This is a genomic window from Shewanella livingstonensis (genome assembly GCF_003855395.1).
GTDB classification, from domain to species: domain Bacteria; phylum Pseudomonadota; class Gammaproteobacteria; order Enterobacterales; family Shewanellaceae; genus Shewanella; species Shewanella livingstonensis.
Genome location: NZ_CP034015.1, coordinates 3611143 through 3623132, shown reverse-complemented (window position 1 = coordinate 3623132; position 11990 = coordinate 3611143). Strand labels below are relative to the sequence as shown.

At 39.6% G+C, this 11990-nt stretch carries 11 protein-coding genes; 4 read left to right on the top strand and 7 right to left on the bottom strand.

Annotated features, from left to right (window positions below; all coding sequences use genetic code 11):
• Window position 1: 1 nt before the first annotated feature.
• Together EGC82_RS15660 and EGC82_RS15655 are read right to left on the bottom strand one after the other, a co-directional pair.
• Entirely contained in the window at window positions 2-433 is a 432-nt protein-coding gene (locus EGC82_RS15660) for a copper resistance protein NlpE (RefSeq protein ID WP_124731584.1), read from the bottom strand.
• Between the two features lie 261 nt (window positions 434-694).
• Window positions 695-1828 carry a patatin-like phospholipase family protein gene (locus EGC82_RS15655; RefSeq protein WP_124731583.1) on the bottom strand — a complete coding sequence of 378 codons (1134 nt, stop codon included), beginning with the start codon at window positions 1826-1828 and terminating at the stop codon, window positions 695-697.
• A gap of 355 nt (window positions 1829-2183) precedes the next feature.
• Between EGC82_RS15655 and EGC82_RS15650 the strand changes: the two genes are divergently transcribed.
• Both EGC82_RS15650 and EGC82_RS15645 read left to right on the top strand, forming a co-directional pair.
• Window positions 2184-3722, top strand: coding sequence for a DUF3369 domain-containing protein (locus tag EGC82_RS15650; RefSeq protein ID WP_124731582.1), 1539 nt, complete (start codon window positions 2184-2186; stop codon window positions 3720-3722).
• Window positions 3723-3753: 31 nt separating this feature from the next.
• Complete coding sequence (locus EGC82_RS15645; RefSeq protein WP_124731581.1) at window positions 3754-5118, top strand: sensor histidine kinase; 1365 nt, start codon at window positions 3754-3756, stop codon at window positions 5116-5118.
• A gap of 88 nt (window positions 5119-5206) precedes the next feature.
• Here EGC82_RS15645 and EGC82_RS15640 read toward each other — a convergent pair whose 3' ends face one another.
• The 5 genes from EGC82_RS15640 to EGC82_RS15620 all read right to left on the bottom strand — a co-directional run bounded on the left by EGC82_RS15640 (window position 5207) and on the right by EGC82_RS15620 (window position 9582).
• Window positions 5207-6922 carry a proline--tRNA ligase gene (locus tag EGC82_RS15640; protein ID WP_124731580.1) on the bottom strand — a complete coding sequence of 572 codons (1716 nt, stop codon included), beginning with the start codon at window positions 6920-6922 and terminating at the stop codon, window positions 5207-5209.
• Window positions 6923-7099: 177 nt separating this feature from the next.
• The gene (locus tag EGC82_RS15635) at window positions 7100-7711 is read right to left on the bottom strand and encodes an acyltransferase (RefSeq protein WP_124731579.1); all 612 of its coding nucleotides are present in this window, start codon (window positions 7709-7711) and stop codon (window positions 7100-7102) included.
• Window positions 7712-7715: 4 nt separating this feature from the next.
• Complete coding sequence (gene tsaA / locus EGC82_RS15630) at window positions 7716-8504, bottom strand: tRNA (N6-threonylcarbamoyladenosine(37)-N6)-methyltransferase TrmO (RefSeq protein ID WP_415837693.1); 789 nt, start codon at window positions 8502-8504, stop codon at window positions 7716-7718.
• A gap of 108 nt (window positions 8505-8612) precedes the next feature.
• A complete protein-coding gene (rcsF, locus tag EGC82_RS15625; protein WP_124731578.1) occupies window positions 8613-9008 on the bottom strand; it encodes an Rcs stress response system protein RcsF in 396 nt (131 codons plus the stop codon).
• Window positions 9009-9171: 163 nt separating this feature from the next.
• Complete coding sequence (locus EGC82_RS15620; protein WP_124731577.1) at window positions 9172-9582, bottom strand: H-NS histone family protein; 411 nt, start codon at window positions 9580-9582, stop codon at window positions 9172-9174.
• A 435-nt stretch (window positions 9583-10017) separates the two neighbouring features.
• Between EGC82_RS15620 and EGC82_RS15615 the strand changes: the two genes are divergently transcribed.
• Both EGC82_RS15615 and EGC82_RS15610 read left to right on the top strand, forming a co-directional pair.
• On the top strand, window positions 10018-10767 hold the full coding sequence (locus tag EGC82_RS15615) for an electron transfer flavoprotein subunit beta/FixA family protein (protein ID WP_124731576.1): 750 nt from the start codon (window positions 10018-10020) through the stop codon (window positions 10765-10767).
• A gap of 1 nt (window position 10768) precedes the next feature.
• Window positions 10769-11692, top strand: coding sequence for an electron transfer flavoprotein subunit alpha/FixB family protein (locus EGC82_RS15610; RefSeq protein ID WP_124731575.1), 924 nt, complete (start codon window positions 10769-10771; stop codon window positions 11690-11692).
• Window positions 11693-11990 lie beyond the last annotated feature (298 nt).

The following is an 11990-nucleotide window of genomic DNA, read 5'->3' as shown; positions in this document are numbered from 1 at the left end:
GTTATTTAGCCGTTGGTATCGTTGCTTGCTGACCTAAACCTTCAATTTTATCAACCCTATATTTTTGTGCGTCAGGACCTTTAATTCGCTGAAATTTCACATCTAATAAATATAAATGGTCTGTATAAACGTGATAAATATGGCCACGATCTAAAATAATAATATTACCCGTTTGATCCCATTTAAAGCTGCCACTACCTCGATAAGGGCTTGGGTCGCTGCCTAAGCGGATGGTATGGATAGTGTATTTATTAGGTGGGATGAGTTCGAGGGTCGTATCCATTCCATCACAACTCGGGCACGGAAAAACGGCATGATATACACCTTGCCATTGCAAAGTTGTTTTACTGCTGGTTGCTATATCAATGTTGGGGCTGTCGTGTTTGTCGCAGCCAACAATTATGAATACGAGAACTAACCATAAAATTTTCATCTAAAATCCTTTTAGATACAAAATTGTCGCGCATGTAATGCTCGGCAGTTGTGGTGTTATAAGTCTCTATTCAATAATAAAAAATCAATAATAGGCACCATTAATAATAAGTGTGACTATATAGATTCTGTTATCTGACTTACGTTAACGAGATATGGTGAGGGTTACTTCAGTATAGATAACGATAATATACTTGTACTTTTATCATCAACCACCCTGATGTAATAATATAGGTATATCATAGATTTTGAGCCTCAACGGTTAAACTTTAGTCGGGATATCAAAAAATTGTTTTATTTCGTCAATTCTGTCCATTGCATCTTGGTAACCTAAATCAATTAAGGTCGTCGTGTAGCTTTTTTGGAATAATAGATATGACACAATACTCGAGTCTGATTGTCGATTAATGCCAAAAAATTTCAATAAGGTTTTGATTGCAAATGGCATGTCATCATAAAATCTTTCAGCAATTCGGCTTAAATCTTGGCTGGGTTTAATCACTAATGTTTCTATATGTCGCAAGTTTAATGTTTCTTGGTCTGTTGCAGATATCCTTGATAAGGTGTCATTGATCCTTTGCAAACGTTCTAAATCACTGTTTAATGTGTCCGAGAAAATAGTGTCTAATAAATGGCCTGCAATAGTTGCCGTTTTAGGGTGATATTCAAATTCGATGGGGAACTGTTTGTGTGGACTGTCTAAGTTAATCACAAATATTTTATTAGCACCAAGATGGATCGGACTGGATAATGGCGACAATTGATGTACAGAACCATCACCATAATAAGCTTGATTAAGCTTGATCGATGGAAACACCATTGGAATAGCGGAGCTTGCGAGTAAGTGTTCGGTATTTAATAAACTACGTATACCGACTCGTCTTGCTCGTTGCCAATCTTCAATATGTTCATTGCCTTGATAAAAACTATATGAGCGTGAATTGTTGTAGCACGAGGCGTCGATACTGATTGCTTTAAGTGCATTATTACCGATATTGCGGTCAATTCTTTTAAAATCAATAAGATTATTTAGCAACTCTCGTAAGGGCTGATTATCAAGAAGGCTGGCAGCATCAGTGCTCACTCTGTCATCTTGTAAGCCCTTAATTGCCATTCGTCCTAAATGTCTCAACACTTGAGGTATGGAAGCGCGGTAGACTTTATGGGTTTCAAAATGACGCCACACCCAATCAAGTTTTTTTATGGCTAAATGAAAGCAAGATGCGTGGGTTGCCAGCGATACTGCGTTAATAGCGCCTGCAGATGTTCCACAAATAATATCAAATGGGACATTATGGTTGCGGGGATAAAATTGCACTAGTGCTTTTAATACGCCTATTTGATAAGCGGCTCTGGCGCCACCACCACCTAAAACCAATGCTGTTGATACTGACAATCTCTATCCTTTGATCTGTTAATTATGCTTAATTCTAGTATGGATTCTTTTTAAGTTATACACCAGTTACCAATAAGTCGACTATGCTATTTATTGCCTATGCATCAATTTAGTGCTGTCTACTGTTGATGCTAACCTATCAAAATGAATAAATAAAAGTTGACCATGAGTGCCATTGCACAGCAAGATATCTAAAGTAATGATGAGATCTACAGTGTTATTTTATTCGTATAGTTTTTAATGATTCAAAGTGCGATAACTAATCAATAAGGTCATCATAGGTTGTATATTTATTTTTCGATTACCATGTTTTTATCTACATTATTCGGTTTATATTCAACTTTAAGGATGACATGTGGCTTTTTTTAAAAAAAAATCGGCAATACCGCTTGATGATGCTGCAAGTAAAGTAACACTACTTGCGCCATGGAAAATTGCCATTATTGATGACGAGTTAGGTATCCATGATGTAACCAAATTTGCATTGAGCCATTTCGAACTTGACGGTAAAAAGCTCGCTTTCTATTCCAGTTTTAGTGCTGAAGAAGGGTTTGCCTTATTACGTGACGAGCCAGACATCGCGCTTGCATTCATTGATGTGGTAATGGAAAACGATCAAGCTGGTCTTGATTTAGTTGAACGTATTCGTAATGAATTACACAATCACAGCACACGGATTATTCTTAGAACGGGGCAGCCTGGTTGTGCTCCGGAAGAAAGGGTGATTAGAGAGTTTGATATTAATGATTACAAGGCTAAAACGGAATTAACTGCCACTAAGCTAAAATCATGTGTTTATACTTCTTTGCGCTCATATCGTGACATTAAAACCATTGAACAAAGCCAACGCGGTATGGAGAAAGTGATTGAAGCCTCTTCTTCAGTATTATTAAGCAATACACTGCATAATTTTGGTAGCGCCGTACTTGAGCAAACATTACAGTTACTGAATCTAAATAATTCTGCACTCTATTTAACTAGTTTTCGTGAAGATCTATACCAAGATACTCACATGAATTTACTGGCTGCCACTGGCGATATGGTCAGTTATCGTGAAATTGACAATGTCGAATCATTACCGGGTGAAGTTAAAGAGTATATTATTGAAGCTATTAGCCTTGGTAAGTCGATAGTTCACGACAATATTTATGTAGGCTTTTATAAGTTTGGCCGAGACGTCACCAGTATTTTATATCTTCAGCACGATACTGCATTAACAACACTGCAAGTGAGGATTCTCGAGTTATTTGCTGCGAATGTCAGTTTGACCTTTGAAAACCTTTCCAGCAAAGAAAATGTCCAACAAACTCAGCGTGAGCTGATTCTCATTATTGGCGATGCAATTGAGCAACGCAGTAAAGAAACCGGTGCTCATGTTAGGCGAGTGGCTGTTATGAGTGAAATGTTGGCTGCATATATTGGTATGAGTGATGATTTTGTTGAAACGATGCGTTATGCCGCCCCTTTGCATGATGTGGGTAAAATTGGTATTCCAGAAAGTATTTTACACAAACCAGGAAAATTGACCGCTGAAGAATGGGAGATCATGAAAACCCATGCTGAAAAAGGTTACAACTTACTTGCGGCATCGAATCGTATTATTGCCAAAATGGGTGGGCGTATAGCTTACACTCATCATGAACGTTGGGACGGTAATGGCTATCCTCGTGGATTAGTGGGGAATGCAATACCGGTTGAAGGTCGTATAATGGCCATCGTCGATGTGATTGATGCCTTGCTTTCAAAACGCAGTTACAAAGAGGCTTGGACTGAGGAAAACGTAAAAGACTATTTAATCGAGCAGTCAGGTAAACAATTTGACCCTGAAATGTGTACTGCCAGTTTGGTATTATTGAGTCAATTTGTAGCGATTCAGCAGCAAATGCCAGATTAATCGATCGATTAATAAATGAAAATTATCCAATATGAATCCAATTCTTGAACGTGTGTTGTTAGAAGTTAGCCAATCTGAATTAATTGATTTAGGTGATTTAGATCTAGCATCTAAATTGATCATTAAATCTGTATGTCGTGGCCTTAATATTGGTAGAGCCGGTATTTGGTTATTAACTGAAGATAATCAGTCAATTGATTGTTTCATATTAATTGATAATCAAACTAAGCTAAATAATATTACTTTAACCCGTTCTCAGTTCCCTAGTTATTTTAATGCCCTTGATACCGAAAGAATTATTGCTGCTAGTGATGCTATTACCGATGCTGCGACATGTGAGTTCGCCGATATTTATTTACGTCCTAATGCAATAACCGCCATGCTGGATAGCCCTATTAGGCATGCCGGTAAGATGATTGGGATTATCTGCTGTGAATATAAAGGAGGGCAGAGGCATTGGAGCCACGACGAGCAAGCATTTGTGAGTTCTTTAGCTGATTTGTACGGACGGGCGGTCAATGCTAAAAAAGTCAAAGCTTATCAAATAAAACTGGAAACGATTAATACTGCGTTAGAGTCTGAAGTGGATAACAGAACTGCAGAACTGAAAAAAGCGATTAACGATTTACAGTCAACTCAAGCGATGTTAATTGAAAATGAAAAGCTAGCTGCGTTGGGTAATCTTGTTGCGGGCGTCGCGCATGAAGTTAATACTCCACTCGGTATCTCTGTTACGTCTACAAGTCATTGTATAGATGAGCTTAATAAAATTAAAAAACGCTTTGTTGCAAGCGATCTTTCTCAACAAGACTTTGAAGAGTTTATCGAGACATTAACCGATGGACTGTATCTTATTGAACGTAATTTATCGCGAGCAGCAGAGCTGGTGCATAACTTTAAACGCACCGCCGCAGATCAATTGATCCTCGAAAAAGAATACGTCAATTTAACCGAGTATTTAGCCCAAATCTCATCGCCATTAAGACCATTGACGCGTAAACAAGGTATTCAACTGGATATTCAAATAAGCCCTGAACTGTATATTCATTCTTATCCTGGTGCGATTGCACAAATTTTTACTAATCTTGTTTCTAATTGCTTTAGACATGCTTTCCCCAGTGACTTTATTGGCCAAAAAAGGATTTTATTAGGCGCCGAAATATGCGCTGATGAAATTAAAATGTTTTATAAAGACAATGGGATAGGATTAAGTGAAAACGTTAAAAGTAAGATATTTGAACCCTTTTTTACTACAGCACGCAATATTGGTGGTACGGGTTTAGGCATGTCTATTGTACATAACTTGGTGACGCAGAAATTGGGTGGTCGGATTGAAATTGTTTCAGGGCTTAATCAAGGTTTTGAAGTTGATATTTATATCAAAAGCATCGAGTAAAGATTGTTCACCTCAATAAAAAACGCACCTAAATAGGTGCGATTTTAAGATATTATATTTTAAGATATTATAATCGTAGTGCGATTAACTAACCCTTTGCTGCCTTAACTAAAAATGGCACGATTTCATCAAATGGAATGTCTTGTTTCTCACCGGTACGACGGTTTTTATATTCAAATACGCCAGCATCAATATTGCGATCGCCAATCACCACTACATGCGGTAAGCCAATCAGTTCCATGTCTGCAAACATAACACCAGGACGCTCTTTACGGTCATCCATTAATACTTCAATACCCGCATCCGCTAAGTCTTGGTAAAGTTTTTCGGCAATATCAGCAACGCGATGCGACTTATGCATATTCATTGGTAAGATACCTACCGTGAATGGTGCAATGGCTTCAGGCCAAATAATGCCGCGGTCATCGTTATTTTGCTCAATGGCTGCCGCTACAATACGGCTCACACCGACACCGTAACATCCCATCAATAACAATTGTGCTTTACCGTTTTCGTCTAATACGGTGGCATTCATTGATGTAGAGTAACTGGTACCTAACTGAAAAATATGACCAACTTCAATTCCGCGAGCCATAGCATAAGTGCCAAGGCCGTCCGGTGTTGGTTCACCTTCAACCACATTACGAATGTCAGCGGCGGTTGCTAAAGGTAAATCACGCTCCCAGTTGATACCAAAGTTATGTTTGTCTTCAGTGTTAGCACCCGCGGCAAAATCACTCATTACAGTGACACTATAGTCAACAATGATTGGCATCGTTAAGCCAATAGGCCCAATAGAACCCGGTCCTGCACCCACCGCTGCACGAATTTCAGCTTCAGAAGCAAACTCAAACGGTGAGGCAACCAATTCAAGCTTGTCGGCTTTGATTTCGTTAAGCTCATGGTCACCACGGATAACTAATGCCACTAAAGGTGTTTCTTCTGTAGCGCCTTTAACAATTAACGTTTTTACTGTTTGGGTTATTGCTAAACCAAACTGTTCAACCAATTCAGCAATTGTTTTAGCGTTAGGCGTATCCACTAACGTCATTGCTTGTGTTGGCTCTGCTCGTGTTTGGCTTGGCATTGGTGATTCAGCTTTTTCAATGTTGGCGGCATAGTCACTGCCTGTTGAATAAGCGATTAAATCTTCACCACTGTTAGCCAGTACATGGAATTCATGCGACATGCTACCGCCAATAGATCCCGTGTCAGCGAGCACAGGGCGGAATGATAAGCCCATGCGGGTCAGAATATTGCTGTATGCAGTGTGCATTGCATGGTAAGTACTGTCCATGGTCTCTTGATCTAAATGGAAAGAATAAGCATCTTTCATCAAGAATTCACGCGCGCGCATAACACCAAAACGTGGACGAACTTCGTCACGGAATTTAGTTTGTACTTGGTAAAGTGTCAACGGCAGTTGCTTGTAAGAGCTTAATTCTTTACGGACTAAATCGGTGATCACTTCTTCATGGGTTGGCCCCAATACAAAATCACGATTATTGCGGTCTTGGAAGCGCAATAACTCAGGACCAAATTTGTCCCAGCGGCCTGTTTCAACCCATAAGTCAGCAGGCTGGACTAGCGGCATAAGAATTTCAATAGCGCCTGTTTTGTTCATTTCCTCACGCACAATGGCTTCAACTTTACGTAATACACGTAAACCTGACGGTAACCAGCTGTAGAGACCTGAAGCATTACGACGGATCATACCGGCACGTAACATTAACTGATGACTAATCACTTCTGCATTTGCAGGGGTTTCTTTTTGTGTTGAAAGCAGGTACTTACTAACTCGCATTACCAATGTCCAAAATAGTTGCTATGAATTAGGGTCATTTTAGCACCTGCATTAATGATGTCACCTGCTAATTCGACTCAAAACCAGGCTTTAGATGCTTAAATGCTAAGTTTGATATAGTAGACTTAATATAATCTCATTTTTATTGATTCCCCTTAGCGTTATCTCAACTAGAGTTTATTTGTTACGTCTATCGCCAATGACTCGCGCCGGATTGCCGGCAACGATGGCATAGTCTGCTACATCTTTGGTGACAATGCTGCCCATGCCAACAACCGCATGATCTCCAATGGTCACGCCATCAACAATACCTGCTTGAGCGCCAATCCATACGTCTTGGCCAATCACGACACCTTTTGATGTCGCGGGTTGTTTATAAATAGGTGTGTCAGGCGACATGCCATGGTTAAAGGCATAAATGGTGACGTTATTGGCTATGCGTGTTTGGGCGCCTATTTTGATACCGTTACGGCCGCCATCTAAGCTGCAGCCATGGTTGATGGCCACTTCATTACCTAGGGTGATTGGTCCATGCATAAACACATCTGCGCCGATCATGCATTGGTTACCCATACTGATGTCTCTACCGGGTTCAGCAAAAAGCTGCGCTTGTGGGGCAATAAAACAGTGTTCACCAATATGAATGGTTTCGAGCTGACTTAACAACTGTTGAATAGCATCTTGCCAGGGTTTTGCCCACGCTAAATGTTTAGGTTTAAGTGAGAAATACAACCATGGCATCCACGATAAGCGTTTTTTATGTTGAGCTTGATAATCAATCTCTGTCATGGGGTTAATCCTTCAACAATCTCACTGTGGTTGCTTTAAGCTCTAATACTTCGATACCTTGTGCGGTAACATGCCAAAATATATCTAAATCATACAATGCGACTTGGTATAATTTGGCATCGTCTTTGGCTTTTTTATAGGCGGGCCGAGGGTCTTGCGCTAATACACCGGTTATAAGTTCAGCAAGATCTTGGTATTGTTCTTGTTGGCAATAATGATTAATTTGTTCGGTCGCTAATGGGGTATATATCAATGGCATTAACTCAGGGGCGTCTTGGGCAATCCCACCTTTAGCATCCAATATGGCATCAGAAAAAGGAATATAGGGTTTAATATCGACAATCGGCGTACCGTCTAATAAATCCATGCCTGATATCACTAAGCACACTTTACCTTTACGTTGAACTACCCCATGCAGTTTCACTACTGATTGGCCAATACCATTGGGACGAAATGTGGAGCGTGTGGCAAATACCCCCAGCTTTTCATTACCGCCAAGTCGAGGAGGGCGAACCGTTGTTTTCCAACCTTGAGCTACATTCTCATGAAAGCAGAATAATAACCATAAGTGAGAATATTGTTCTATGCCTCTTACTGCATCAAGGTGATTAAACGCTGGTTCAAATTCAATATAACCGACAGCATTAACTAAGCCAGGTTGACGTGGAATACCAAACTTCTGTTTATAAGGTGTCCTGCATATTGCAACCGCATTTAATTGGCTGCTAAACGGCACGTGAGATTGGTTATTGATGGGATCTGTTTGGCTATGTTGATCGTTGCCGTGTTTCATGCGATACCTGAATTAAGCGGAGAAAGAGAATCGTAAATCAAATATAAACAATATTGATGAGTGTTATATGAACACTCATCATCTATAAGTAGGTAATATATTATATTATTACTTTTCTGTTGGCGTTTTAATTGCTTGGCCTACGCAAAGTGCACGACTAAAACAACTATTGTCCGCTTCCGTAATCATAAAGCAGCTTTTAACGACAAAACCATTAGCGCCTAAGTCTGCTGCAGCTCTTCTGGCATTAGTTCGTGCAACGGCCATTTGCGGTGGTGCATCTTGTTTGGTTTCTTGGCAGGCTTCACCTTCAACTAGCCCTAATAGTTCAAATTTGCCTTTAGGCTGCTCACTGCCTTCATATAGTTGTACATCACCGACCTTAAAATAATCATTGATTGCTTTACTGTCTAAATTACTTTTGAAGGTGTAATCACTTGCACAAGCGCTCAATAGTAGTGCTATGCCAGAAGCAATAAATGCATATTTAAGAGGAAAAGTCATAGCCGTAACCTTTTATTAATGGGGAATGAATCAACAACAGCTAGTTTACCTTGTCTCATTGCGATGATAAAGCGATCAAATATCATAAAAAAAAGAGCTTACCGAAGTAAGCTCTTTTTTTATTTTAACAGCTAACCTTATGGTTAACTGTTAGCCATAATAATTATTCCATGCCTGGAATTAAAAATTCGCTCATATTTTTTCCGCTATCAATTTGTTGCTTGAATACGGTAGGCATACGACCTTGACCAGTCCATTGAATTAATTCACCGTCAATGGTGATTTGATATTTTGGTGGACGTGGAGCACGCTTTTTTGTTGACGTTTTAGCTGAAGAAGTCACTTCACCTAAATCTTCAATTGATAAGCCGCTATTTTCTATTTGAGCAAGAATTTCAGCAATACGTGCATTACGCTCAGCATTGGCTTCAAGTTCTAATTTCTCTTCTTCTTGACGTTCGGTAATGATTTTTTCTAATTTAGCCGCGGTTTCGCGTAAATCATCAAGAGACAATTCTTTTACTGCAGCTTTGAAACGACGGCCGTGGGTTAGTATGTCTAAAAAGTCACTCATGTTGTGTAGTTTCCTAATGATTTATTTATAAAATAAAAAGTTATAAGAGATAAAGTTACCAACGTTCCGTGTAAGTTTCAGTACTGCATGTGGTTTATTTAAGTCTATATGATTAATATAAATAATATTAATTCACTGATTATTACCAATGCAACTTAATCAATACTGAATATAGTTGTAATAATAGAAACTATTTGACATGGAATCAAATTAAATCAGTGATTAATTAAATAAATTTTAATTAATCACTGCCATTAAATAATTAAGGATCCATAGCTTGTTTAGTTTGATTGCCACCACAAGAACAAAAAATATGTAAACAGTCGTTTGACTTTGATTGACGTTAACGTTAGCAGGACGTAAAGTTAACCCATCTTGCATTGGCAAACGCCAATGTGTTGTCCATATACATTTAAGGTGTAGGAAGGAAACCCTATGAAAGTATTGGTGCCTGTTAAACGCGTAGTCGATGCCAATGTGAAAGTCAGGGTAAAAGCTGACAACACAAATGTTGATACGACCAACCTTAAAATGGCGTTAAACCCATTTTGCGAAATTGCCGTTGAAGAAGCTGTCCGCTTGAAAGAAGCTGGTATAGCCACTGAAGTTATCGTGGTGAGTGTCGGTGCAAAAGCAGTGCAAGAGCAGCTAAGAACTGCTATGGCTCTGGGTGCTGATAGAGCTATTCATATTGAAACTGATGAAGAATTAGTACCATTATCAATTGCTAAGCTGCTAAAAGCAGTGCAAGAGAAAGAACAAGCGCAATTGATCATTTTTGGTAAGCAGTCTATTGATGGCGATAACAATCAAACGGGACAAATGTTAGCTGCATTAACCGATATGCCACAAGCGACATTTGCATCAGAAGTCAAAATTGACGGTGATATGATTACGGTAACGCGTGAAATCGATGGCGGACTACAAACGTTGAAAATGCCTTTGCCTGCGATTGTGACGGTAGACTTACGTTTGAACGAACCTCGCTATGCCTCATTACCTAATATTATGAAAGCTAAACGCAAGCCATTAGACATTATAGCTGTAGCTGATCTTGGTGTGAGCTTAAGAGCGCATCAAACAGTACTTAGCGTCACACCTCCAGTTGAGCGTAAAGCGGGTATTATGGTGTCTTCTGTTGAAGAGTTAGTTGATAAGTTAAAAAATGAAGCGAAGGTGATCTAATATGACCATTTTAGTATTAGCAGAACACGATAACGTCAGCTTAAAATCTGATACGGCAAAAGTGGTTAGCGCTGCAACGGCCATTGGTGGTGATATTCACGTACTGGTTGTTGGTGCTGATTGTTCTGCCGCGGTGAGTGCCGCACAAAGTTTAGCGGGTGTGAGTAAAGTATTAGTGGCAGATGCCGCTCAATATAGCGCTCAATTAGCTGAAAACGTATCAAAACTAGTTGTTGAAATAGCCGCTGATTACGAACACATTTTAGCAGCCGCAACCAGTATAGGTAAAGATACCTTACCTCGCGTAGCAGCATTATTAGACGTGTCGCAGATATCTGAAGTGATTGAAGTTGTAAGCAGTGACACTTTTGTACGCCCTATTTATGCGGGTAATGCACTTGCGACAGTGCAAAGCTTAGATGCTAAGAAAATCATGACTGTGCGCTCTAGTGCGTTTGATGCTGTAGCATCAACGGGCAGTGCAGAAGCGGTGAACTTAAGTCATGTTATTGATGCTCGTACCGAGTTTTTATCTCAATCGTTAACAGAATCAGCCCGTCCTGAGCTAGGTAATGCTGGCATTATTGTTTCCGGTGGTCGCGGCATGGGTAGCGGTGAAAACTTTGCTATTTTAGAGCAACTAGCCGATAAACTCGGCGCCGCAGTAGGTGCTTCTCGCGCTGCTGTCGATGCTGGTTTTGTACCTAACGACTTGCAAGTTGGCCAGACAGGTAAGATTGTTGCTCCCGACTTGTACATTGCCGTGGGCATTTCTGGTGCGATTCAGCATCTTGCCGGTATGAAAGACTCTAAGGTCATCGTTGCAATCAATAAAGACCCAGAAGCACCTATTTTCCAAGTTGCAGATTACGGTTTAGTGGCAGACTTATTTGAAGCGATTCCTGCGTTAAATAATCTAGTTTAATAACACATTCATAAGTTTAATATTGAATGTTCAGCTTGGTTAATGGATAGTTTGGTTTGCCTGTTGTTGATTTTAAAAGGTTTCTACTTCATCAAGTAGAAACCTTTTTTATTGACTTTTTTTAATAGACGAATGTTTTATGAGCAAGTATGCCAATGTTGTTAGCCAGTTGCGTGTTTTGTGTTCAGGACGATAGTGTGTATTTGAATTAAAAACGTTAAACTAATGCTATGTAATTGTGGTTATAGTTAATGTTATTGTTATTTGTGCCGCAGTTTAGTGCTTTTTTACTGGTATT